The organism is Bradyrhizobium huanghuaihaiense, from assembly GCF_025200885.1.
GTDB classification, from domain to species: domain Bacteria; phylum Pseudomonadota; class Alphaproteobacteria; order Rhizobiales; family Xanthobacteraceae; genus Bradyrhizobium; species Bradyrhizobium huanghuaihaiense.
In genome coordinates this window covers 1-25,016 of sequence record NZ_CP104172.1, presented here as the reverse complement: position 1 = coordinate 25,016, position 25,016 = coordinate 1, and the positions used below count along the sequence as shown (strand labels likewise).

19 protein-coding genes are annotated in these 25,016 nt (G+C 66.3%); 3 read left to right on the top strand and 16 right to left on the bottom strand.

Translation table 11 applies throughout. The annotated features are described in order from the left end of the window. Positions 1 to 61: 61 nt before the first annotated feature. On the bottom strand, positions 62 to 979 hold the full coding sequence (locus N2603_RS00095) for a pirin family protein (RefSeq protein ID WP_260387248.1): 918 nt from the start codon (positions 977 to 979) through the stop codon (positions 62 to 64). 297 nt (positions 980 to 1,276) lie between these two features. Between N2603_RS00095 and N2603_RS00090 the strand changes: the two genes are divergently transcribed. Together N2603_RS00090 and N2603_RS00085 are read left to right on the top strand one after the other, a co-directional pair. After that, positions 1,277 to 2,338, top strand: a complete 1,062-nt coding sequence (locus N2603_RS00090) for an AraC family transcriptional regulator (protein ID WP_260387247.1) — start codon at positions 1,277 to 1,279, stop codon at positions 2,336 to 2,338. A 316-nt stretch (positions 2,339 to 2,654) separates the two neighbouring features. After that, positions 2,655 to 4,082, top strand: a complete 1,428-nt coding sequence (locus N2603_RS00085) for a serine hydrolase domain-containing protein (RefSeq protein ID WP_260387246.1) — start codon at positions 2,655 to 2,657, stop codon at positions 4,080 to 4,082. A 190-nt stretch (positions 4,083 to 4,272) separates the two neighbouring features. Here the strand turns inward: N2603_RS00085 and N2603_RS00080 are convergent, their stop codons facing one another. Beyond that, complete coding sequence (locus tag N2603_RS00080) at positions 4,273 to 5,640, bottom strand: MmgE/PrpD family protein (RefSeq protein WP_260387245.1); 1,368 nt, start codon at positions 5,638 to 5,640, stop codon at positions 4,273 to 4,275. 124 nt (positions 5,641 to 5,764) lie between these two features. On the opposite strand from N2603_RS00080, the gene N2603_RS00075 reads away from it, so the two are divergent. Then, entirely contained in the window at positions 5,765 to 6,880 is a 1,116-nt protein-coding gene (locus N2603_RS00075; protein ID WP_260387244.1) for an FUSC family protein, read from the top strand. Positions 6,881 to 6,884: 4 nt separating this feature from the next. Here N2603_RS00075 and N2603_RS00070 read toward each other — a convergent pair whose 3' ends face one another. From N2603_RS00070 to dnaA, 14 genes are all read right to left on the bottom strand, one after another. After that, the gene (locus N2603_RS00070) at positions 6,885 to 8,198 is read right to left on the bottom strand and encodes an SMI1/KNR4 family protein (protein WP_260387243.1); all 1,314 of its coding nucleotides are present in this window, start codon (positions 8,196 to 8,198) and stop codon (positions 6,885 to 6,887) included. Positions 8,199 to 8,269: 71 nt separating this feature from the next. Then, positions 8,270 to 8,929, bottom strand: a complete 660-nt coding sequence (locus tag N2603_RS00065) for a 2-hydroxychromene-2-carboxylate isomerase (RefSeq protein ID WP_260387242.1) — start codon at positions 8,927 to 8,929, stop codon at positions 8,270 to 8,272. Next, complete coding sequence (locus N2603_RS00060) at positions 8,926 to 9,414, bottom strand: DUF2867 domain-containing protein (protein WP_260387241.1); 489 nt, start codon at positions 9,412 to 9,414, stop codon at positions 8,926 to 8,928. Before N2603_RS00060 ends, N2603_RS00065 begins: the two co-directional genes overlap by 4 nt. Continuing rightward, positions 9,411 to 10,805: an MATE family efflux transporter gene (locus tag N2603_RS00055; RefSeq protein WP_260387240.1), complete on the bottom strand. Its 1,395-nt coding sequence runs from the start codon at positions 10,803 to 10,805 to the stop codon at positions 9,411 to 9,413. Before N2603_RS00055 ends, N2603_RS00060 begins: the two co-directional genes overlap by 4 nt. A 218-nt stretch (positions 10,806 to 11,023) precedes the next feature. Beyond that, positions 11,024 to 12,319 carry a UDP-N-acetylglucosamine 1-carboxyvinyltransferase gene (gene murA / locus N2603_RS00050; protein ID WP_018644227.1) on the bottom strand — a complete coding sequence of 432 codons (1,296 nt, stop codon included), beginning with the start codon at positions 12,317 to 12,319 and terminating at the stop codon, positions 11,024 to 11,026. 135 nt (positions 12,320 to 12,454) lie between these two features. Beyond that, on the bottom strand, positions 12,455 to 12,922 hold the full coding sequence (locus N2603_RS00045) for a hypothetical protein (protein ID WP_260387239.1): 468 nt from the start codon (positions 12,920 to 12,922) through the stop codon (positions 12,455 to 12,457). A 185-nt stretch (positions 12,923 to 13,107) separates the two neighbouring features. Beyond that, positions 13,108 to 13,785 carry a phospholipid scramblase family protein gene (locus tag N2603_RS00040; RefSeq protein WP_260387238.1) on the bottom strand — a complete coding sequence of 226 codons (678 nt, stop codon included), beginning with the start codon at positions 13,783 to 13,785 and terminating at the stop codon, positions 13,108 to 13,110. 333 nt (positions 13,786 to 14,118) lie between these two features. Further along, entirely contained in the window at positions 14,119 to 16,554 is a 2,436-nt protein-coding gene (gene gyrB / locus N2603_RS00035) for a DNA topoisomerase (ATP-hydrolyzing) subunit B (protein WP_260387237.1), read from the bottom strand. A gap of 284 nt (positions 16,555 to 16,838) precedes the next feature. Further along, complete coding sequence (locus N2603_RS00030) at positions 16,839 to 17,573, bottom strand: hypothetical protein (protein ID WP_260387236.1); 735 nt, start codon at positions 17,571 to 17,573, stop codon at positions 16,839 to 16,841. Between the two features lie 29 nt (positions 17,574 to 17,602). Next, on the bottom strand, positions 17,603 to 19,759 hold the full coding sequence (locus N2603_RS00025) for a hypothetical protein (RefSeq protein ID WP_260387235.1): 2,157 nt from the start codon (positions 19,757 to 19,759) through the stop codon (positions 17,603 to 17,605). Positions 19,760 to 19,917: 158 nt separating this feature from the next. Beyond that, on the bottom strand, positions 19,918 to 20,661 hold the full coding sequence (locus N2603_RS00020; RefSeq protein ID WP_260387234.1) for a hypothetical protein: 744 nt from the start codon (positions 20,659 to 20,661) through the stop codon (positions 19,918 to 19,920). Positions 20,662 to 20,774: 113 nt separating this feature from the next. After that, a complete protein-coding gene (recF, locus tag N2603_RS00015) occupies positions 20,775 to 21,911 on the bottom strand; it encodes a DNA replication/repair protein RecF (RefSeq protein WP_260387233.1) in 1,137 nt (378 codons plus the stop codon). Positions 21,912 to 22,116: 205 nt separating this feature from the next. Continuing rightward, a complete protein-coding gene (gene dnaN, locus N2603_RS00010) occupies positions 22,117 to 23,235 on the bottom strand; it encodes a DNA polymerase III subunit beta (protein WP_018644236.1) in 1,119 nt (372 codons plus the stop codon). A gap of 368 nt (positions 23,236 to 23,603) precedes the next feature. Beyond that, positions 23,604 to 25,016 carry a chromosomal replication initiator protein DnaA gene (gene dnaA / locus N2603_RS00005; protein WP_211403469.1) on the bottom strand — a complete coding sequence of 471 codons (1,413 nt, stop codon included), beginning with the start codon at positions 25,014 to 25,016 and terminating at the stop codon, positions 23,604 to 23,606.

The following is a 25,016-nucleotide window of genomic DNA, read 5'->3' as shown; positions in this document are numbered from 1 at the left end:
CAGAAGGCTGAAGACAGGACATCCGGCCGCGCCTGATGGCACGGCCGGAGACCGGATTAGCCTATTCCGGCAGCGGAATGAACTCATGTTCCTGCGGAACCGCGGCGAAGCGGCCGGTTTTCCAGTCCTGCTTGGCCTGCTCGATCCGCTCCTTGCTGGAGGAGACGAAATTCCACCAGATGTGGCGCGGGCCTTCCAATGCATCGCCACCGAGAAACATCATCCGCGTCGCCTTGAGTGCCTTCACGGTGATGCGGTCGCCGGGCCGGAAGATCAGCAGCCGCGGCCCCTCATAGCGCTCGTTCGCAATCTCGACCTCGCCGTCGACGATGTAAATCGCGCGTTCCTCATGGTCGGGGTCGAGCGGCACGCTCGCGCCCTGGGCCGCCGTGACCTCGGTGTAGAACCAGGGCGACACCATCGACACGGGCGAGGCGATGCCGAAGGACGAGCCCGCGATCACGCGAGCGGTAAAATCGCGCTCGGAGATCATCGGCAGATCGCCCGCCGCATAATGCTGGAACGACGGCACGATCTCTTCGGACCCGGCCGGCAGTGCGATCCAGCTTTGCAGGCCCAGCATCTTCTGGCCCGAGGCGCGCTGCGCATCCGGCGTGCGTTCGGAATGCGCGATGCCGCGCCCGGCCGTCATCAGGTTCATCGCGCCGGGCGCGATCTCCTGGACATTGCCTTCGCTGTCGCGATGCATGATCGCGCCGTCGAACAAATACGTGACGGTGGCGAGCCCGATATGCGGATGCGGCCGCACGTCCATGCCCTTGCCGGAGACGAACTGCACCGGGCCGAAATGATCGAAGAAGATGAAAGGTCCGACCATCTGCCGCTTGCCATGCGGCAGCGCGCGCCGCACCGCAAAGCCATCGCCGAGGTCGCGGGTGCGCGGCACGATGACGAGGTCGAGCGCGTCGCAGGATTTGGGATCGCCGAGCACGGGATCGTTGTCGGGCATCCAGCTCATGGGTTGGCTCCTTTTTGACTTTCTTGGCCGCGATGGTAGCAGGAATTCGCATCGCCGTCGCGAGAAAGGCTCCGTTGTCATGCCCCGCGGCATCCAGCCGTAGGGTGGGCAAAGGCGCGTCAGCGCCGTGCCCACCATCTTTCTCCGATCGAGAAGAACGGTGGGCACGCTTCGCTTTGCCCACCCTACGATCTATGAAACCGGGCGATGACAGTTGTGGATGCGGATGGTCCTTGAAAAAATGATCCCAACGACCGATGTTCGGCTGATTTCAACCGCGACCAATCGCATCGCCCGATGACACTCGCCGCAACCGAGCTTGCCTTTCGCGCCGCGTCCGTCGCGCTGCTGCTGATGCTGGCGGCGTCGCTGTTGCAGGACTTTCGCAAAGTGCTCACAGCTCGTCTCGCCGCGGCGTTCGCGCTGGGCTCGGCCGCGCACGCGGCGAGCTATTCGGTGGACGTCACGTCACCGATCCCGCTCCTGCATGCACCGCTGATCGCCTTGTCGACCGGCGGCATCGTGGTGTTCTGGCTGTTCACACGCTCCCTGTTCGACGACGAGTTTCGCCTCCGCTGGTGGCACGGATGGGTCTGGGCGCTGGTGACGGCCTTCAGCTTCGCAGGCTGCGTCTGGATCGCACCCAGCGGCCATGTGCGGTTCTCGGTGACGGTGGTCAATCTGATCGTGCTCGGTTTCATCGCGCTTGCGGTCGGGCAGATGATCGCCTCCTGGCCGGCCGATCTGGTCGAGCGCCGCCGCCGCGTTCGCGTCTTCATCGTCTGCGCAACCGCGCTCTATGGCGGGCTGAACGCGGTGCTCCAGATCGCCGTCGCCGGCCACCACGTCGGCGATGTCGCCGAAACCATCAATGCCGGCGTGCTCGCCTGCATCGTCGCGGCGATCGTCTATGCCATGATGCGTGTTGACGGGGCGGATCTGTTTCCAGCCGCGGCGGAGCCGGCGCCGCCGATTGTTTTCAGTCAGCCCGTGGCCGAGGACGCCGCCGACCAGAAACTCATCGATGCCCTGATGCGGCTGATGGCGGACGAGCGGATCTATCGCCAGGAGAACATCACCATCGGCGTGCTGGCTGGCCGGCTGAAAATTCCCGAATACCGGTTGCGGCGGCTGATCAACCAGCGGCTCGGCTATCGCAACTTCAATGTGTTCCTAAACAACCACCGGATCGAGGAAGCCAAGGCCGCGCTCGCCGATCCCGCCCAGGCCGAGGTCCCTGTCATCACCATCGCCATGGACGCCGGCTTCCAGTCGCTGGGGCCGTTCAACCGCGCCTTCAAGGCGGTCACCGGCGTGACGCCGACGGAGTACCGGCGGCTCAATATCGGCGCGGCTTGAGGCCTCTTAACCTCTCCCCGCCTGCGGGGAGAGGTCGGATTGCATCGAAGATGCAATCCGGGTGAGGGGGTACAGGTCTCACTGCCGTCTCATGCGCGGAGAGAGGCCCCTCACCCCGACCCTCTCCCCGTAAGAACGGGGCGAGGGAGCTCACTGCAACTGCGGCGGCATTTTCGTATTGCTTTGAAATAACTGACCTATTCCAAAATCAACCAGCCCGCGCCCAATTCCGGCCAGCCGTTTTCCAAATCCGGCGAGCATCCACCGTCCGCATCCCGCTTCCTCCCGCCACACCTCTCGAAGCCGGAGAAAGCCCGTGACCCGCCGCCGCAAGATCGTCCTCCTCACCGCCACCATCGCCGCTGCCGGCCTCGCGCTCGGCGTCGCCCGGGCCCGCGACGTGCCGAAGGTGGCCACCGGCTTCGTCGCCGACATCCTCTGCTCCGAGACGTTCGTCTCCGGCCTCGATCCCAGGCGCAACTTCACCGAGACCACCGACGCCATGCCCGGGACCAACCTGATCACCTGGGCGATGGAGTACAGGGTCGATCGCGTGCGCAAGGACGTCACGGTGACGCTGTTCGGCCTTGGCCGCAGCCATGCCGTCTATCGCGAGGGGCTCGGCTGCACGCTTGAGCACGGCGAGCCGCTGACCGATGTCATGGGGCCGGCGAACGACAGGCAGCCGGCGTTGTTGCCCGAGATCGCCGCACCCTCGATCGTGCCGCCGCAAAGCCCCGAGCTGGCTGCCGCGCTCGACCGTGCCTTCACCGAACCCGCGCAGCCGCCATACCGCCGCACCCGCGCGGTCGTCGTGATGAAGGCCGGCCGCGTCATCGCCGAGCGCTACGCCGACGGCATCGGACCTGAGACGCCGCTGCTCGGCTTCTCCATGACGAAATCGGTGGTCTCCGCTCTGATCGGCGTGCTGGTGCGGCAGGGCCGGCTGAAGCTCGACGGCCCCGCGCCGGTCGCTGCCTGGACAAGTCCGGATGAGCCGCGCCATGCCATCACCGTCGATCAGCTGCTGCGCCACACCGCGGGTCTCGCGCTCGGCAGCTCATTGGAGGCCTCGCTCGGCTCGATCTTCGAGCCGGTCAACCGGATGAAGTTCGTGGAGACGGACATGGCCGCTTATGCCGAGACCATCCCGCTCGAGACCACGCCCGGCACCGCGTGGAACTATCACGACGGCAATAGCCTCATCCTCTCGCATCTCATCCGCATTGCCGCCGGCGGCACACCCGAAGCCGCGCTGCGCTTCGCGCGCCGCGAATTGTTCGCGCCGCTTGGCATGCGCCATGTCGTCCTTCAGCTCGATGGCTCCGGCACGATCGAAGGATCAGGCGAGATGCTCGCCTCCGCACGCGACTGGGCGCGCTTCGGCCAGCTCTATCTCGATGACGGCGTCGCCGGCGGCAAGCGCATCCTCCCCGAGGGCTGGGTGAATTACACCGCTACGCCCACGCCGAACGCGTGGGTCGGTATCGGCGCGGGCTTCTGGACCAATCAAGGCAACAGCTTTGGCGCAAAATTTCGCGTCGAACACGGCTGGCCGCGCGATGCCTTCTTCGCCAAGGGCACCATCGGGCAGTACACCATCGTGATCCCGTCGGAGAAGCTGGTGATCGTTCGGCTCGGCCGCTCGCCGAACTGGCCGCCGCAAGCCGACGGCGTGTTCGATCTCGTGCGCGATGTGGTGGCGGCGACGCGCGAGAAGGGCAAGCTGGCAGGGATGAATTGAGGTCTTTCTTACCCTCCCCTGGAGGGGGAGGGTCGATCGCGCGCAGCGCGAGCGGGGTGGGTGACGGTCTCTCCGCGACGAACACTGCCCGAGTGGAGAGATCACCCCACCCCGTCACGCAATCTCGCTTTGCTCGATCACGTGCCGACCCTCCCCCTCCAGGGGAGGGTAGGAAACGGCCGCGGCTCTCCTACCTCCCCAATTCCGTCGCCTTGGCCACGCGATCGAACCGCTCCAGTGTCATGATCGCATCGGCGAACTTCTCCGCGCGCGCGTTCAGCACCGGGCGGGCCAGCGTCAAAAACTTCTGCTGCATCGCCTGCGTATCCGGGAACGAATTCGGCTCTCCGGACGGATCGGCATAGAGCCGCTCATGCACGCCGTCATCCGTGGTGATACTCACCCGCGCGCCGAAGGGATGGGTGCGGCCGACCTCGAGGCGGTCGTCCTGCACCACGTCGAACTTGTCGGCGAGCGCGTCGATGGCGGCGTCACCAAGGCGGCCGTAGTCGTCCCAGCCGAACGAGCCCTGGTCGAGCGCGAGCGCACCGGTGAAGAACATCGAGAACTGGCCGCCGACGATCGAGCGCGGGCGCCGCTTGGTGGCGGCATCGCCGGTGAGCGTGATGCCGTTGCGGTGCAGGCCGATCTCGACGCGCTTGACCTGGTCGGGCGTCAGATTGTGCTCGCGGCGCATCGCGATCAGCGCATCGATCGCGGCATGGGTGTAGCGGCAGCTCGGATAGGGTTTTACGCCGATCTTCATGGTCTCGTAGGTCCTGCCGAGCTCGGCGACGGCCTTGTCCGGATGCGCATCGTCGGTGTAGCCGGCGAGCAGGCCGTGCTTGCCCTCGACCGATTCGATCGCGCCGACGAAATCGTTGCGCGCCAGCGTCGCGGCGATCACGCCGTTCATCGCGGCGGCGCCGACCTGGTAGCGCTTGTTCCAGGCGCCGTTGACCAGGAACTGCAGCGAGCCCGCGGCCTGGCTGCCGGAGACTCCGAACGCGGCGATCAGCTGCTGCTCGGACAGGCCGAACAGCTTGCCGGCCGCCGCGGCCGCGCCATAGGTGCCGGCGGTCGCGGTCGGATGGAAGCCGCGCGCATAATGCGAGGTCGGGTCGAGCGCATTGCCGAGCCGGCAGCAGACCTCATAGCCCGCGACGATCGCGGTCAGCACGTCGCGGCCCGACGCGCCGACCATCTCGCCGACGGCGAAGGCGGCCGGAACCACCGGCGCGCTCGGATGCAGCGAGGAATCGGCGTGGGTGTCGTCGAAGTCGAGGGAGTGGCCGAGCGCGCCGTTGAGGAGCGCCGCGACCGCGGGCGTCCAGGTCTTGGCATCGCCGAACACGGTGGACTCGCCCTTGGTGTCGAGCGCCAGCGCCTCCAGCATCTTCAGCATCGACGGGGTCGATTCCGCCTCGCGCCGTGCCCGGATCGCGCTGCCGAGGAAGTCCAGCGTCAGCACTTTTGCCCGCTCCAGCACCTCCGCCGGAATATCCTGGTATTTCAGATTGAAGACGTAGGCGGCGAGCGTTGCGGTTTCGTGGGCCATCGTGTTTCCTCGTTTTGGCGGGCAAGTTAGGCGGGCTGATTTGGCCTTTCAAGCGGCCTTGCGGCCGCGGGCATCAGCTATGCTTTTGCTTGGGCGTATGAGGATCGGACCGGGGTAGTCGAGCATGGCATTCGCAGGAAAGGTGTTCGAGCGGATCCGGTCGCGGCGAACGCAAATAGGGCTCGCGATCCGGGTCACGGTGGCCGCGGTCGCCGCCTATGCGATCGCCAGCGCGCTGCATCTGCTATTGCCGCTCTGGGCGGTGCTGACCTCGCTGATCGTGACCCAGATGAGCGTCGGCCGCTCGCTGAAGGCGACGCGCGACTACGTGCTCGGCACCATCGGCGGCGCCATCTATGGCGGCGCCATCGCGATCCTGATCCCTTATTCGACCGAGGCGGGCCTGCTGGGGCTGCTGGTGCTTGCGGTCGCGCCGCTGGCCTTTGTCGCCGCGATCAACCCAAGTCTCAACGCGGCGACGGTGACTGCGATCATCGTGCTGCTCGTCCCGACCATGCACCACTCCGATCCCATGACCTCGGCGATCGACCGCGTCAGCGAGGTCGGCGTCGGCGCCATCACGGGCCTCCTGGTCTCGTTCCTGGTGCTGCCCTCGCGCGCCGTACGGCAGATCCGTGCCGCCGCGGCCGCGCTGCTCGAACTGATCGCGGATGCCTTGACCGAACTGCTTGCAGGCCTGACGCGCGGCCGCGACAACGACGCGCTGCACCGGATCCAGGACGGCATCGGCACGGCCATGGTCGGCATGAATGCCATCGGCGCCGAAGCCGAGCGCGAGCGCGCCGCGCGGCTGTCGAGCGGACCCGACACCGGCCCGCTGCTGCGCACCGTGCTGCGGCTCCGCCATGACGTCGTGATGATCGGCCGCGCCACGGTGGTGCCGCTGCCGGTCGAGGTGCAGATGCGGTTGGCTGCGCCCCTGACGGAAGTCTCGACCGTGATCGCGCGCTTCCTGCGCTCGGCAGCTAGCGCCTTGCGCGAAGGCGCGGGCGCACCGCCGATCCATCCCGTGCACGTCGCGCTCCAGCATTACGCCGAGGCGGTCGCGTCCGTCCGTCATGACGGCCTGATCCGCGGCCAGCCCGGCGACACCGCCGAGCGCTTCTTCGCGCTCGGCTTCTCCCTGGAGCAGATGCACCAGAATCTCTGCGATCTCGACCGCGTCGTCGGCGAATGGTCGGAGGCCACGAGCGACAAGTCCGTGCGCGTGGCGGAATGATTCTCTAGAGATCGAAAAACGCGAGCTGCGTTGCATCGCGCCGCTCGATGCCGTCCGTCAGCGCTTTCAGCGCGACGTCGAAACTCGGCTGCTTCTGCTCCAGCTCCCAGGCGCCGTCGTGATCCCATTGGAAGCACCAGCCGTAGCGCTCGCCGGGCTCGAGATGGAGCAGCAGGCAGCGGGTGAGCTGCGAGGGTTCGGCGATCGGAATCAGGTGCTTCAATGAAACGCCGTACGCCTTCCGGAAATAGGCGCAGGCCTCTTCGAGCTCGTCCTCTGAATAGGCGATGAAGTCGAGGACTTTGCGCTGCTGCGTGGCGAGCTCGCCCGGCGCATAGAACCGCAGTTCGGAGGAGGATTCGGGCAGGCGAACCAGCAGTTCGGTCTCGCCCCGGGTCCGCAGGAAGTCGCGATAGTCGTCGGGCAGCCGGACGCCGAGCGTCTGCTCCGCGGCGCTGATGTCCGCGTCGTTGATCGGTGTGGCGGGCCTCCAGCGCCAGCCCTTGGCCGATGCCCCCGCCTTGCGCCGCGCTACATATTCCGCATATTCGGGAAACAGCAGGATGACGTCGTAGCCGCCGAAGCGCGACCATTGATAGGCGTCGTCGAAGGCCTCCTCCCGCCGTTCGGGAAAGAAGCCGCAGAGAAGCTCGGCACGCTGGCGAATGCGATCATGGCTCGGGGCGGTCCGGCACAAATGCTCGATGATCGCCAGCGAAGCGGCCGGGTTGCTGGCGAGAAGATAGAGGCCGCTCAGCAATTCCAGAATCTCTCCCTCGAGCTCTTGCTCTGTGATGGACCATGCATAATGCGCCTGTCCGGAAGCCCGCCGTGCGTTGAGCGCTTCGCGCGCCTGCTCGGCATAGCGCAGGGTCTGCGCGAAGTCCTCGCCTGCGGTCTTGCCGTGATCGGCGGCGAGCAACAGATAAAGCGGCTCGTGCTCGGCAGGCGTGCCCCTGAGCGCTGCGATCTGCTTCGCCTGCTCAGCCAGCGGCGCGCCGAGCGCCAGTATCATCAGCTCATCGAGGCCCTTCTGCCAGCCCGGCTTGGCCTGAGGATCAGGTCCGAGGTCGCGCAGCGTGTAGTTGGTATGGCTGGTCTCGACATAGCCGGACGCAACGAGCTCGGCGGCATGGCGGCGGAAGGCCGCGGCGGCGTCGTCAATGTCGGAAAATTCCTCGCGCAGATATTGCTCCGAGTCCGGGTCGTCCTCCCGGTTCATGCGGACGCCGATCACCCTGGGATCGCCGCCCGGGATCAGCACCAGCTCGCGATCGTCGTCGCCGGGCGGGCGATGGAAGAATTTTGCCAGTTGCATGCGACCTCCAGAGGCGCCGCCGGCATCGGGGCACCACGTCTCAGTCGCTCGCTCGAAGAAACCGGTTCACGTCAGCCGGGCTGGCGCCGCGCGAGTCCCTTGCCCTGCATGCGCCAGACCAGCAAATCGATGCGGTCCTGACCGAAGAACGGCTCGCTCTCGAACACGAAGGTCGGCACGCCCCAATGGCCTGACGCGGCATGGTCCTTCTCGTTCTCCGCGATCACCTGCTCATAGCGATCCGGATCGGCGGTGATCGCTTCATCCATCGCGGCGAGATCGAAGCCGGCTTTCTCGGCCGCGCGCGCGAGGTGATCGCCCTCGTTCCACCCCAAGACCGAACCGTCCCATAGCACGCGCGCGATCGCGTCGGTGAAGGCGAGCGAGCGTCCCTCGAGCTGCGCCATCGCGCCCAGACGGGTCAGGCGGTGGATGTAGGGCTGCTCGGCCGCGACATCGAGCGTCATCATGTCCTGCACGATCGGATCGGGCCGGGGAAAGCGGAACGGAATGCCTTCGTGCTGCGCCACGCGCGTGCTGTCGAGCACCACGTAGCGAATGAAGTTCGGGCTGGCCTTCTTGAAGAATCCGGGCACGCGGACCGCGAGCGGATAGACCGGCCGCAAATTCACCGCGAGGTCGTACTCCGCGACGAGCTTCAGTGTCTTGGGCAGGGCCAGATAGCTGAAGGGACTGCGGTAGGAGTAGAAGAGGTCGACGGACAGCGTCATCGCGCCGGCTCCACGATGCGTCCCATCATGCCGCGGACCACGATCTTGTGGAAGGGCATGATGAGGGTGAGATAGGTGCGGCCGAGCAGATTATGCGTGCGCACCAGCGTGGTCGAGGTCACCTGGCGGCTGGCGGCATCGCCCGCGACATCGACGACGAGGCGGAAGTCGAGATGAGAATCGTTGAAGCCGGCGACCAGCCGCTCGGGCGTCTCGCTCACCACCGGAAACAGGCCGATCAGGCCGTGCGGCGCCGGCGCGCCTTCGCCCGATGTCTTCAGCCCGAACGGTGTCACCAGAATGTTGCGGAGGCGCAGCAGCACGTCGATCCAGCGCGGGCCGTGCAGCACCATGCGGACGCAGGCCTCGCGGGCGCTGACTGTCGCCGTGCCGATCTCGACGCGAAACGCATCGATGAACTGCGCGCCTGCCAGCACCGCACCGGCGTCGACATTGGGGGTGACTTCGCGGACCGTCCCGATCATCCCGCCAGTTTGCGCGTCAGCATCCGGAAGCGCAAGATCAGAAGGCCGGCATAGACGAACGAGCCGATCGAGAATCCGATCCAGACCCCGACTGCGCCAAGGTGGGCGTTGAAGGCCAGCACCCAGCCGATGGGGAAAGCGACGCACCAATAGCCGATCGCCGCGAACACCAGCGTCATTCGTGTGTCGTTGATGCCGCGCAGCGCGCCGCCCATGATGGTCTGCAGGCCGTCGGCGATGAAGAAGCTCGCGCCGACCAGCAGCAGCGTCGCCGTCAGCTCGACCGTTGCCGCGCTGGCCTCGCTGCGGCCGAAGAACAGCCGTCCGAGCTCGTAGCGGCCGAGAACGATCGCGACGGTCAGGGCCGAGACGAAGGCGATCCCGAGCACGGCTGCGACGAGCCCCGCGCGCCTCACCGCGACCATGTCGTCGCGGCCGAAGGCATGGCCGATCCGCACCGTGGCCGCCATGCCGATGCCGAGCGGCACCATGAACAGCACGGCGGTGACCTGGAGCGCGATCTGGTGCGCGGCGAGCGCCGCAGTCGAGATCAGCCCCATCAGCAGCGCGGCCGAGGAGAACAGGCCATATTCCAGCAGCAGGGAGAACGAGATCGGCGCGCCGACCGCGACGAGCTGGCGCATCAAGGGCCAATCGATCCGCCAGAGACGGGCAAGCGGATGATAGTCGGCGAACGGTTTGCGCAGTCCTGCGATGGCAAGCGCTGCGAGGAAGGTGCCGAGATTGACCAGCGTGGTCGCGAGGCCCGCGCCGAACAGGCCGAGCTCCGGCAGCCCGAACAGGCCGTGGATCAGCGCATAGACCAGCGCGGCATTGATCGGGATCGCCGCCACCGTGATCCACAGCGGCGCCTGCGGACGGTTCACCGCGCTCATCATGCTGCGCAGCGCGATGAAACCGAGCGCCGGCGCGATGCCCCAGGCGAGACCGTTCAGGTAGCGCTGCGCCAACGCGGCCGATTGCGGCACCTGGCCGAGCGCAAGCAGGATCTGCTCGCCATAGAGCGGCGAAGCCATCATCGGCAGCGAGATCAGCAGCGCGGCCCACAGCCCGACGCGCAGGGAACGGCGGATCCGTCCGACATCGCCGGCGCCGAACGCCTGCGCGGCCAGCGGCGACACCGCGGACATCAGCCCGAGCCCGAAGGTGAAGCTGACGAAATAGACCGTATGTGCCAGCGCGGCCGCGGCGACCGCGCTCTCGCCGAGGTGTCCGATCATCGCGAGATCGGTCGTGATCATCGCGATCTGCCCGAGCTGCGTCAGCATCATCGGCACGGCCAGCCGCAGCGTCTCGCCGAACTCGTCGGCGAGATGGCCCTGCGGCACGCCGGCTTGCGGCTGCGCACGATGTTGGACGGTGTCGAGCATGGCGGCTCATTAGCACAGCCACACGTCGAAAACATGGCCCCGGCTCTCTCCGCTTGCTCGATATCGTAGGGTGGGCAAAGGCGCGCTTGCGCCGTGCCCACGTCCTCTCCAATATTGCAACAGAAGCGTGGGCACGCTTCGCTTTGCCCACCCTACGATACTGTGCGAGGTGCGGCTTTCCCTCTCCCCTTGTACAAGGGGAGAAGGAAGAAAGAGCCTCAGCTCTTCCTTTCAGGCACGCGCTTGATCTTGGCGCCCAGCGCGTTCAGCCGTTCCTCGATGCGCTCATAGCCGCGCTCGATCTGGTCGGCATTGTTGATCGTGGAGGTGCCCTCGGCACAGACCGCGGCGAGCAGCATCGCCATGCCGGCGCGGATGTCGGGCGAAATCATCGAGGCGCCGCGCAGACGGCTCGGGCCTGCGATGATGGCGCGGTGCGGGTCGCACAGCACGATGCGCGCGCCCATCGCGATCAGCTTGTCGACGAAGAACATCCTGGATTCGAACATCTTCTCGAACATCAGGATCACGCCCTCGCATTGCGTGGCGGTGACGATCGCGATCGACATCAAATCGGCCGGGAAGGCCGGCCAGGGCTGGTCCTCCAGCTTCGGCACGTGGCCGCCGAAATCGTCCTGGATCTTCAATGTCTGGTTCGAGGGCACGATGAGATCGTCGCCCTCGACGCGGCAGACGATGCCGAGCCGCTCAAAGCCCATGCGGATCGAGCGCAGATGCTCGACGCCTGATCGTACGATGCGCAGCTGTGAGCGCGTCACGGCGGCAAGGCCGATCAGCGAGCCGACCTCGATGTGGTCGGGCTGGATCCGGTAGGTCGCTTCTCCCAGTGTCGCCGGACCATGGATAACCATGGTGTTGGTGCCGATGCCCTCGATTCTGGCGCCGAGCGCGACCAGGAAGTTGGCGAGGTCCTGCACATGCGGCTCGGACGCCGCGTTGCGCAAAATGGTGACGCCGTCCGCGGCGACCGCCGCCACCAGCGCGTTCTCGGTCGCGGTTACGCTCGGTTCGTCCAGGAACACGTCGGCGCCGGCGAGCCTGGCCGCGCGGAATTCGAGCCTGTCGGTCGCGGTGACCTTGGCGCCGAGCTGCTCGAGCGCCAGCACATGGGTGTCCAGCCGTCGCCGGCCGATGACGTCGCCACCGGGCGGCGGCAGCATCACTTCGCCGCAGCGGGCCAGCAGGGGACCCGCGAGCAGGATCGAGGCCCGGATACGGACGCACAGCTCGGGGTCGAGGTCGGCGGCGCGGATGCTCTTGGCGTGAATGTGAAGCGTGTTGCGCCCGGTCCATTCCGCGGACGCACCGACCGAGCGGATCAGCTCGACCAGCGTCTCGGTATCGCGGATCCGCGGCACGTTCTCCAGCGTCACCGGATGCTCGGTGAGCAGGGCGGCGGCGATGATCGGCAGCGCCGAGTTCTTGTTGCCGGACGGCTCGATCGAGCCCGAGAGCCGGTGACCGCCCTCGACGATGTACTGGATGGGCGCCAAATGGATTCTCGCTGTCCTGATGGGTGGGCGGGCTGTTTCGGGCGGAAACTACAGAGATTTGAGCAGGGGAGCAATTCTGCACTTGTCGCGGCGGAACGCCACTCGTCGGCCGAAGAAGCCCTTTCGGACCGGCGTTTAGAACAGACCGATGATATTCGCCACCACATAAAGGATGACGATCAGCATCAGCACGCCCATGGCCAGGAAGGAGATTTCGACGGCAATGGCACCGGCCCCAAGCGCGGCCGCGGCGCCTGCCAGGAGCCTCTCCTCGCGAAACACGAGGGCCAGGACCGAGAGCAGGATGGCAAGCAGGCCGAGCGAGATCGCACCGATGGAGGACGCTTCCCTCAGCTGGCTCCCCGTCGACTTCTCCCGCGGTGGGGCCTGGTACTCGACGCCCTTGACGCGCGCGATCAGGCGATCCTTCAGGCGATGGCCGGTGTCGACGATCACCTTGTCCGCCGGCGGTGGCGGGTAGATCACCGGGATGACCCAGTGCGGCAACACAGCCGCGATCAGCGCCAGCACACCGACGATGCTACCGATCACGCCGAGACGGCGGGAGGGGAGGGCAGGGCTGGCAGTTGCGGAACTGGTCATGGCGTGGCGCTGTCCCGGCCGGAATTGGCCGCTGGGTTCATGCCATTTGGTCGTGATGGCGGAGGGTGAGGTTCAGGAGCCTACGGCTCTAGCCCGCGAGGGTGCTCGGTGTCGCCGCGACGGTGATCTGCTCCCTCCCCCGCTTGCGGGGAGGGGTGGGCAAGCAGGAGAGGTTACACCGCGTTTCAATTGCGGAACAAATTGATTGCGCCGCCCTCGCCTTTGACTTCGAAGTACATGAGATCGATGTAGATCGCAGCTGCGAGAACCAGCGCTCGCTCATCTTCTGTCAGGCTGCGTTCCAAATACTCCACCAGAAAATTATCGCGGTCGGTGAAAAGTTCAGCGCCGAGGCCGGACCATTTTTTCGCAACGCGCGCGTGTTCTCGCCCTCCGCGCATGAACGGAAAGGTCCATACGCGCCAAAATGGCGAACTGACTTCGAGCACCACTCTCCCCTGTGCGTCGTGCACGTGGAAGGTCTTGGTGAGAATCGAGAACTGGCGCTCGATGGTTCCGATGAGGCGGCCGTCGCGCGAACGCAGCTCCAGACATTGAAAGAACCAGCGGAAGGGATGAATCCCGCGCATGACCGGCTGTCGGGCGCCGTCGAAAAAATGAACCTCGAAAGAGCGCCAATGCCCGAATGCCTGGCGTCCCAGGAAGCCGAGAATTCCCTTTTGCTGTTCGGCCGCATAGAGCAGATCGCGGCCATTTTCATCGCGGATGCGATACTTGTTGCGGGTTTCGAAGCCGAAGAGTTCGGCCATTTCGAAGACCTGCTGCACGTACATTTGGCGCTGCTCAGCTAGAATCGGCAACATGTCGCTCGGACCTCTTCCAAGATCTGCCTTCAGATCCATCGCGCCGGCTCTCACCTTGGCTCCGGCGCTCTCGTCCAGCGAGCTGCGTGAAATTCGCGTCGGCAACGCGGCAGGCGGCCGATGTGGCACGCTACTTCGTCGCGATAGCGGGTGGGGAGGTTCAGGGGAGTGATGTTTGCCGCGAAGGTGGTGTGCCGCCTCCCCCGCTTGCGGGGGAGGGCCGGGGAGAGGGTGTCTCCGCGATGGGATCGTCGAATTTTACGGAGAATATCCCCAAGCGGTGAAAGCCCTCACCCGGCGCTACGCGCCGACCTCTCCCGCAAGCGGGAGAGGTTGCACCGAGGATGACGCCCCATCGGGGGTCAACCAGCCTCAGATATCGATCGTCGCGCTCAGCGAATGTTCCTGGATGAAATCGCGGCGGGGCTCGACCACGTCGCCCATCAGCTTGGTGAAGATGTCGTCGGCCTCGTCGACCTCCTTGACCTTCACCTGCAGCAGCGAGCGCACCTCGGTGTCGAGCGTGGTCTCCCACAGCTGCTCCGGGTTCATCTCGCCGAGGCCTTTGTAGCGCTGCAGCGTGATGCCCTTGCGGCCGGAATCGGTCACCGCCTCGAACAGGTCGGACGGGCCGTGGACCACGTGCTCGCTGTCCTTCCGCCGCAGCTTGCCGGAGCGCGCATAGACGTCCTGAAGCTTGGTCGTGTACTCGTCGAGCTTGCGGGCCTCGGCGGAGCCGAGCAGCGCATCGTCGATCATGGCCGCTTCCTTGACGCCGCGCACGGTGCGCTCGAACAGGAAACCCTGGCCCTCGACGAATTGGCCCACCCAGCCGCGTTCGACTTCCTCGGCCTGGTTGTCCAGCCGGCTCGCGATGTATTGCGCGGCGGCCGCGGCATTCTCCGGATTGCCGTAGATCGACTTGTTCAGCACGCCGGTGATGGCGGCCTGCTCGACCACCTTGCGGTTATAGCGGCTGTGCAGATTGCGCAGGATGCTGCGGACCACGCGGGCATCGTCGACCAGCGCGCGCAGATCGCGCCCCGAGCGGTCGCCGCCGGTGCCGGGGATGTACACGCAGTCATCGAGCCCGGCGTCGATCAGATAGTCTTCCAGCGCGCGCTCGTCCTTCAGATACTGCTCGGACTTGCCGCGCGAGACCTTATAGAGCGGCGGCTGGGCGATATAGAGATAGCCGCCGTCGATGATGTCGCGCATCTGCCGGTAGAAGAAGGTCAGCAGCAGCGTGCGGATGTGGGCGCCGTCGACGTCGGCGTCCGTCATCACGATGATCTTGTGATAGCGCAGCTTCTCGACCGAGAAATCGTCGCTGATGCCGGTGCCGAGCGCGGTGATCAGCGTGCCGATCTGCTCCGATGACAGCATCTTGTCGGGGCGGACGCGTTCGACGTTGAGGATCTTGCCGCGCAGCGGCAGCACCGCCTGGAATTCGCGGTTGCGGCCCTGCTTGGCGCTGCCGCCTGCCGAGTCACCCTCGACGATGAACAGCTCGGACTTGGCCGGATCCTTTTCCTGACAGTCGGCGAGCTTGCCGGGCAGCGAGGAGACCGACAGCGGGCTCTTGCGCGTCAACTCGCGCGCCTTTCGCGCCGCTTCGCGCGCCGCGGCGGCCTGGATCACCTTGCCGACGATCATCTTGGCCTCGGACGGGTGCTCCTCGAACCAGGCCTGGAGTGCCTCGTTGAGGACGTTCTCGACCACGGGACGCACTTCCGAGGACACCAGCTTGTCCTTGGTCTGCGACGAGAACTTCGGATCGGGCACTTTCACCGACAGCACTGCGGTGAGGCCTTCGCGGCAGTCGTCGCCGGTCAGCGCGATCTTTTCCTTCTTCGCATTGGCCTCGGCATAACCGTTGACCTGGCGCGTCAGTGCGCCGCGGAAGCCGGCGAGGTGGGTGCCGCCGTCACGTTGCGGGATGTTGTTGGTGAAGCACAGCACGTTCTCGTGGTAGCTGTCGTTCCACCACAAAGCGGCCTCGACGCCGATGCCGTTGGCTTCCGAGCGCACCATGATGGGCGTCGGCACCAGCGCCTTCTTGTTGCGGTCGAGATATTTGACGAACTCCTCGACGCCGCCGGAATAGTGCATCTCCTCGCGCTTCTCGACCGCGTGACGCATGTCGGAGAGGGCGATGTTGACGCCGGAATTGAGGAAGGCGAGCTCACGCAGACGATGCTCGAGCGTCGCGAAATCATATTCGATGTTCTTGAAGGTCTCGGTCGAGGCGAGGAACGTCACCTCGGTGCCGCGCTTGCCCGGCGCATCGCCGACCACGACCAGCGGTGCGACCGCATCGCCGTGGGCGAACTCGATGTAGTGCTCCTTGTCGTCGCGCCAGATCCGCAAGCCCAGCTTGCTCGACAGCGCGTTGACGACGGAGACGCCGACGCCGTGCAGGCCGCCGGAGACCTTGTAGGAGTTCTGGTCGAACTTACCGCCGGCGTGCAGCTGGGTCATGATGACCTCGGCCGCCGAGATGCCTTCGCCCTTGTGGATGTCGACGGGAATGCCGCGGCCGTCGTCGCGCACGGTGACGGAATTGTCGGCATTGAGGATCACGTCGACGCGCGAGGCGTGGCCCGCGAGCGCTTCGTCGATCGCGTTGTCGACGACCTCGTACACCATGTGGTGCAGGCCCGAGCCGTCGTCGGTGTCGCCGATATACATGCCGGGGCGCTTGCGGACGGCATCGAGACCCTTGAGCACGCGGATCGATTCCGCACCGTATTCGCTCGGATTGGAGGGCTCGTTTTCGGCAGCGGGCTGCCGAGCAGGTTCTGTCATGAGAGGCCTTCGAAATGTCGCCCGAATCAGCGGCGCAAAAGGCGCTGATTTGCGAGGCTATTTGTGCCATGAAAGACCGCTTGCGCCTAGCGCAAAGTATCTTCCGGCAACCCTTTGAGCAGATAGGGTTTTTCTGCCAGTTTTCAAGGCGTGTGAAGGCCGATTCCGAGGCTCGCGAAAAGCCCGATTCGAGACCCTGTTTTTGGCCCTTGAAGGCGTGGATTTTGCGGGGGGTAAGGAGCGTGTTCCGAGGCGCCATGGCGCCCCGGAATTGGCCTCCGGGGTCAGTAGATCTGGGACGGCTTCTTGTCGTCGCTGAGGCTCCAGGCCTCGCCTGAGGCCAGGGTGACGGTATCGGTGCGCAGCAGAAGGCCCCACGCGCGCAGCTCGTAGGAATACGTGCCGGGCGGCAGATCCAGCGTTTGGGGATGATTTTCGCCGCCCGCGATCTTGATGGTTTGATCGTTGATCGTGAGCGTAGCTACGTCCGGCACGAGATAGCCGAATATCAGCCGCGCTTGTCCTGGCATCGGCAGGAAATTGGCCTTGGCCACAGCCTCCGTATTCCGTTGCACCAGGTCGACTGTGGTCTCGCCCTTCGCGCGGCCGAGCTCCAGGGTGGCCGGCCCCTTCGGGGAAACGAAGGCGAGCCGGGCGTGATCTGCAGCAACCACAGCGCCATCAGGCTTTTCCTCCCAGCCGCGCCTTGCGAGCTCCGTGCGGTAGAAGGCGAGCACGGCGCTGAGCTCGGCCGGCACATGGGCTTCGAGTCCGACCCGCAGCGGGATTTCGATGCCGGTCACATGGGTGGTGTTGGAACTGGAGGAGTTGTGTTGCTTCGGCACCGGCAGGTCGGCGTTGGGATCCGCCGGTGTGAGTGCGGTCGAAGTTTGCGGTGATGGATGCGGCATCCATCCGCCGGCGCTTGCGGCGACCAGACCGCCCGCGAGAAGAGCGAGGCCGCACAGCGGCAGCAACCACCGTGCCGGACCTCTCATCACACGCCTTACCGTCGTCATCTTCGTATTCCGTATCAGGGCCGTGTGGATCAATACATCTGCAGCGGAAGCACCTCGCCGGTCGGACCCACCATCAGGCCCCAGGCATCGCCGGCGGCGACCGTGAGGGTCTCGGTGCGGGCCGGGCGCCCCGGCATGCGCAGCGCGTACTGGTACGTCCCGGGCGCGAGATCAAGCATCGGGCCTTTCGGCGATTGCGGGCCGCCGGCGCCGGCCGCGATCTTGATGGTCCGCTTGTTGATCGTGAGCGATGCGTCCTTCGGCCCGATATTGCCGAGCATGACCCTGGCCTGGCCCGGCTTGGGCATGATGTCCGCCTTGGTCGCGGCCTCCGGATTCTTCTGCGCCAGATTGACAATGGTCTCGCCCTTGGCGCGGTCGAGCTTGAGCACGGCCGGGCCCTGCGGCGAGGTGAAGTCGATCTGCGCAAGCTCCGCGGAGACCGTCGCGCCCTCGGCCTTCTCCTGCCAGCCGAGCTTGCCGAGCTCGGTGCGGTAGAACGCCAGCACGTCGCCGAGCGGGGCGGGGATGCTCGCTTCCAGCTCGCGGCGGAACGGGGTCTCCGTGCCCGGCAGTTTTGTGGTCGCGAGCGAGGTCGACGACCGCTGCGTCGGCACCGGCAGCTGGGATTCGGTGTCGGGCTTGAGCGGCTCGGACGACCTGGCCTGCATCTCCGCAGGCTTATCCGCAGGCTTGGCGGCGGCGACCTTGAGGCCCGTTCCCTCGGCGCTGACCCTCACCTTGGGGCCCATCTGCAGCACGGTGAAGGAGATCGATTTGCCGCCCTTGGCAAATTCCAGCATCGCCATGTTGGGCTGGTTGATGACCGAAGGCCGCTCGGTCCAGCCCAATGGTTTCAGCGAGGCGCGGTAGAACGCGGTCAGCGCCTTCACGCTCGATGTCGACGAGAATTCGAGGCTGCCGTCACTGGCTTCGAACTTCACGCCCTCGGCGTTCTCCGGCAGCGGCACGGGCGTCTTGCTGCCCGCAAGCGCATTGAGCGGCGCATCGGACAGCGCGGCCGCCTGCACCTTGCGCCGCGCTTCGTCGGCAGCGATGAGCTGCTTGGCTGCACCTAGCGCATCCCCAAGGAACTTCTCGTCGGCTTCCTTCTTCGCCTTGGCCCGGGCGGCGAGCGCGGATTCCTTCACCTGCGCGGTCAGGCTGACCATGGTGAAATCGTATTTGCGGCCGAGCCGCAGCACGCCGGTTTCATCAGTGTTGGAGATCTTGATCGCCACCTCGTCGCCGGGCGCGAGCGGCGCGCTGCCGTCCTCCTGCCAGCCGCGCGCGGCGAGCTCGCGATGATAGAAGGCGAGCACCGCGGGCAGCTCGGCCATCGCGGCCGCCGACATCTCGCGCTTGTTGGAGCTTGCGCTGCCGAGGCTCTTGGCCGTCTTGGTCGGATTCGGCCGCGGCAGGCCGGCAAGATCGTCATCGGCCTTGAGCTCGCTGGGCAAGGCGAACGGCGCGACGCGGATGTCGACATTGGTCTTTCCGTCGTCACGGCGCGTCAGCGTCAGCATGACGGGCTTCTGCCTGTAGAAGCCGGTGGCCTCGCTGTCGGCATGCTCAAAGAACGTGCGGACGCCGTTCGGAACGGTCTCATCCAGGCTGTTCGTCCAGCGCGCGGCCGTCTCGGGCGGGAGCTTGCGCCAGCCGATCGCATCCATCTGGCTCTTGTAGAAGTCCGCCGTCGCATCGAGCGCGCTGGGCGCGATGCAGCCGAGATAGGGCCTCGTGCCGTCGAACACGATGTCGCTGGCGCCTTCTGGAAACGGCACGTTCGAATAGATCCGGTCGGTCGAGTAATAGACCACGGACTGGTCGGGCCGGCCGAGGGCTTGCGTGAAATGAACGGACAGGCCCTGCCGTCCCTTCCTAAAATTCAGCGTGGTGCTCTTCTCCTCCAGCGGGCGCACATAGGGCACCCAGCCGGCCGCGCTGAGGAGCTTCTTCACCGCCGGCGATGTCACGGATTCTGGCGTCGGCATGCGATATTCGACGCGGTAGGGATCGGGCCGCGACGTATTCTCCACCGCGCCTTCGAGCTGCGGCAGCGCGTGGACGTCGACGATGCCGTCGTCGGCGCGCGCCGGCAGCGAAGCGCTCGCCATCAGCAGAAGGCCGCAGGCAAGCAGCCGCCAGCGTGCCGGGACCTGCGTCCCGCGCTTGATCATCGACATCGCCAAAACTCCTGGATTTCGCGCGGGTCGACCCCTCGCGCAATTGCAGGCTGCGACACCGTCGGCGCGGCCTCGGATGAGAAGTCGCGGCAGGAACCGGGCAGGTTCAACCGGGTACCCTGGTAGCGGGCGGGGAGGGCTGACCGAGAGCAGGCAGCTCAATAAAGATGAAGCGGTGACCACGCATCGCCGTCGCGTCCGACCGTGAGCTCCCAGGTATCTCCGGCCGCGATGACGAGGGTGTTGGTATGGGCCGCATGCCCCGGCACGTTCACTTCGTATGGATATTTGCCGGGCGGCAGATCCAGTGCGACGGCGTTGGCGCCACCGGCGCGCGTGATGGTCCGCGCGTCGATCGTGAGCGCGGCATCCGTCTCGCCGATATTGGAGAACACCACCTTGGCCTGGCCTGGTTCGGGCATGACGTTCGCCCTGGTCGCCGTATCCGAATTCTTCTGCACCAGCTCGACCGCGGTGCTGCTGTCCTTGCGGTGGAGCTCCAGCAGTGCCGGTCCCAGCGGGGAGGCGAAGGCGAGCTGGACGCGATCGGCGGCGATCACCGCGCCGTCGTGCTGCTCCTGCCAGCCGAGCTTGCCGAGTTCGGTGCGGTAGAAGGCGAGCACGTCGCCGAGATCGGCGGGCACGGTCGCCTCCAGCCTGGTGCGGAGCGGGGCTTCGATGCCGCTCACCACGGTGGTGTGGATGCCCCTGTAGCTGTAACGGGTCGGCGCGGGCAGTTTTGTCTCGGGATCCGGCGTGAGCTCGGCCGAGAACAGCACGGAGATTTGCGGCGCCCAGGCGCTGGCGGTTGCCGCAAGCAGGCAGCTTGCGAGGAAAACGAGGCCGCACGCAAACGCTCGCCATCGTGCCGGGGCGTGCGCCCCGGACCTTACCGTTCGCATCTCACTCTCCAAGAGATTGCGCGTCATCTGATCGCGCGGTAACGGCTGCGACACCGTCGGCGCGGCCTCTGGCAGCTAGTCGCTGACGGAACCGGGCGGGTTCAATGCGGCGGCTAGCGCCGGGCCGATACGCGTCCGCTCTCGACGTCAAACACTTCGCCGCCGGCGCCAATCTCGGCGAAGGCGGCGGGGTCCGCGCCGGTCAGCCAGACCTGCGCGCCGAGCTTGCGCAGCTCGTCGAACAGCGCGGCGCGCCGGTTCGGATCGAGATGGGCGACGACCTCGTCGAGCAGCAGCAGCGGCACGATGCCGGTCATCTCGGCGACCAGAGTGGCGTGCGCCAGCACGAGGCCGATCAGCAGCGCCTTCTGCTCGCCCGTGGATGCGTCGCGCGCGGGCATGCTCTTCGGCGCGTAGATCACCTGGAGATCGGTGAGATGCGGGCCGTCGGTGGTGCGGCCGGCGATGGCATCGCGCGGACGGTTGTCGCGCAGGATCTGGCGATAGCGGTCCTCGACCGAGGTCGCGGTCTCCTGGAGCAGCGCGTTCTCCATCCAGCCGTCGAGCGCGATCTGCGCCGACGGGAATGCGGAGGCTTGCGCGCGTGTGTTGAGCATGCCGGTCAGCCGCGCCGCGGTCTGGCCGCGTGTTGCGGCGACCGCGACGGCGAGCTCGGCGGTCTCGCGCTCGATCGCGTCACACCAATGGTCGTCGTAATTGCGCGTCTCGAGCAGGCGGTTGCGCGAGCGCAGGGAACGTTCGAGCGCGTTGATGCGGCTGGAATGCTCGTTGTCGATGGCGAGCACCAGGCGGTCGAAGAAGCGCCGCCGCTCGGACGCCGCGCCCATGAACAGCCCGTCCATCGCCGGCGTCAGCCACACCATGCGGATATGGTCGCCGAAGCTGGCGGCGGAATTGACCGGCTCGCGGTCGATGCGGCAGCGCCGGCTGACGGCGCTGTCGGCATGTGGCGCATCGATGCCGGTGCCGAGCGTCGCCAGCCCCAGCGCGCCCTCGACCTGCGCCGACACCGCCCAGGAGCCGTCGCTCTGGTTGTCGGCGACGTCTTCCAGCGTGGCGCGCCGCAAGCCGCGGCCCGGCGACAGGAACGAGATCGCCTCGATGCAATTGGTCTTGCCCGCCCCATTCGGCCCAACCAGCGCCACCATGTCAGCCGCCGTCTCGAGCCCCGCCGCCCGGTAATTGCGAAAATGCGTCAGCGTCAGGCGATGAATACGGGAGGGGGTCATGTTCTATTCGTCATGGGCGCGCGCTCTCCCCTTTGCGGGAGCATGCCGTAGGGTGGGCAAAGGCGCGCTCTGCGCGCGCCGTGCCCACGTCTCGCCGCGATTCGTGCCGCTGCATGGTGGGCACGCATTCGCCTTCGCTCTTCGAGCTACGGCGCAAGCTTTGCCCACCCTACGGCTCCGATGGGTGGTCGAGGGACCACGTCCCTCACACCCGCATCGGCATCAGCACGTACAGCGCGCTCTTGTCGTCGCGGTCCTGGACCAGGGTGGGCGAGCCGGGATCGGCGAGTCGGAGCGTTGCGACGTCGCCTTCGATCTGGGCGGCGATGTCGAGGAGGTAGCGGGAGTTGAAGCCGATATCGAGGGCGTCGGAGGCGTATTCGACCTCGAGCTCTTCGGTCGCGCTGCCCGAGTCCGGATTGGTCACCGACAGCACCAGCTTGCCCGCCGACAGCGACAGTTTTACCGCGCGGCCGCGTTCGCTGGAGATCGTGGAAACGCGATCGACCGCGTTCTCAAAATCCTTCTTGTCGACGACGAGCTCCTTGTCGTTGCCCTGCGGAATGACGCGGCCATAGTCGGGGAAGGTGCCGTCGATCAGTTTCGAGGTCAGCACCACGTTGCCGATGGTGAAGCGGATCTTGGCCTGCGACAGCTCGATCGTCATCTCGGCGTCGGTATCCTCGATCAGGCGCTGAACCTCGCCGACAGTCTTGCGCGGCACGATCACGCCGGGCATGCCCTCGGCGCCCTTGGGCTGCACCAGGTCGAGCTGGGCGAGGCGGTGGCCGTCGGTGGCAACGCCGCGCAGGGTGGCGGCCTTGGCGGTGCCGGCGGCATGCAGATAGATGCCGTTGAGATAGTAGCGCGTCTCTTCGGTCGAGATCGCGAACTGGGTGCGGTCGATCAGCCGCTTGACGTCCTTGGCGGCCAGCGAGAACGAATGCGACATGTCGCCGGCGGCCAGATCCGGGAAATCATTCTCCGGCAGCGTCTGCAGCGTGAAGCGCGAGCGGCCGGCGCGGATCGCCAGCACGGCGCGGTCGCCGTCGGCTTCCAGCACGATCTGCGAGCCGTCAGGCAGCTTGCGCACGATGTCGTAGAACATGTGCGCCGGCACGGTGGTGGAACCGGCGGTCGCGGTTTCCGCCGCGAGCGTTTCCGTCACCTCGAGGTCGAGGTCGGTCGCCTTCAGCGACAATTTGGCGTTCTCGGCCCGGACCAGCACGTTGCCGAGGATCGGGATCGTGTTGCGGCGCTCGACCACGCGGTGGACATGGCCCAGTGACTTCAGGAGTTGCGCGCGTTCGACCGTAACCTTCATTGCACTACTCGCCCGATCCCCAAGATGAGAAGGCCGGGCGGCGGGACGCGCGCCACGGCACCGAAGACCCCGAAAAGCCGGGTCATCCAGCCGATATGACCAAAGCCGTCAGGGTCGCGCAAGGTGTCTCGGATGGCCCCCGGATTCAAGGGTTGGGGGGCAGTTCCCCACGATTTACAGGCAGAAGCGTAACCGTCGCCCAGACACAGGTGCGCTCCCTCGCCCCGTTCTTACGGGGAGAGGGTTGGGGTGAGGGGCCTCTCTCCGCGGGTGAGCCTGCCGATGGACCTGTACCCCCTCACCCGGATCGCAAGGGCGATCCGACCTCTCCCCGCAAGCGGGGAGAGGTGAAAAGAAGAAATAGGCCTTTATTCCTGAAGCTGGCGCTTCAGCGACTCCACTTCCTCCGACAGCGCGGTGTCCTTGGAGACCAGCGCCTCGATCTTGCGCACGGCATGCAGCACCGTGGTGTGATCGCGTCCGCCGAAGCGGCGGCCGATCTCGGGCAGCGAGCGCAGGGTCAGCGTCTTGGCGAGGTACATCGCCACCTGGCGCGGGCGGACCACGTTGGCGGTGCGGCGCGAGGACAGGAGGTCGGAGCGGCTGACGTTGTACTGCCGGGCCACCACGCGCTGGATGTCCTCGATCTTGATCCGCTTCGGCTCCTGCGGCCGGACCAGGTCGCGCACCTCGCGCTCGGCCATCTCCAGCGTCACCGGCTGGTTGTTGAGCTTGGAGTGCGCCAAGAGGCGGTTGATCGCGCCTTCGAGATCCCTGCCGTTATGGGTGATGGTGCGCGCGAGATAATGCAGCACCTCCTCCGGCACGTCGAAGGTCGCGTGATGGGCGCGGGCCGCGGCGACGCGCGACTTGAGAATGCCGTGGCGCAGCTCCTCGCCGAGCGAGCCCATCTCGACCACGAGGCCGCCGGCAAGGCGCGAGCGCACGCGATCATCCAGGCTCTCGAGATCGGACGGCGGACGATCAGCCGCGATCACGACCTGGCGGCCGGCATCGATCAGCGCGTTCAGCGTGTGACAGAACTCGGCCTGCGTCGACTTGCCCTGCAGGAACTGCAGATCGTCGATGACGAGCACGTCGATGCCGCGCAGCGCTTCCTTGAAGGCCAGCGCCGTCTGCGTCTTCAGCGCGGCGACGAAGCCGTACATGAATTTCTCGGCCGTGAGATACAGCACCTTGCGCTCGTTGCCGGAATTGCCGGCCCAGGTCACGGCCTGGAGCAGATGCGTCTTGCCGAGGCCAACACCGGCATGGATGTAGAGCGGGTTGAACATGACGGGGTCGCCGCGGCGTCCCTCGGCGACCTGGCGCGCGGCCGCATGGGCCAGCGTGTTGGAGCGGCCGACGACGAAGCTCGCAAAGGTCAGGCGCGGATCGAGCGGCGAGCCGCCGAGCGCATCATGATTGGCCGAGACCGGTGCGGTCGCGGTCGAACGCAGCTCCGGCGCAGGCGCGCGGCGCGCCTCGACCGGCGCGGGCGCTTCCTTCGGCGGCGCCACCGGGCGCACCGCGGAGCGAACGGTGAGATCGATACGATGCACTTCCGGCATCTCGGCCTGCCAGCACGACAGCACGCGCTCGGCATAATGGGCCTGGATCCAGCTCTTCAGGAAGCGGGTCGGCACCGAGAGCCGCACGCTCTCCTCCTGCACGCCTTCGAGATCCATGCGTGCAAACCAGCTGGTATAGACGTCTTCGCCAACGCTCGAGCGCAGCCGACCCTTCACGCGTGACCAGCGATCCTGTTCCGATGTGTTCAT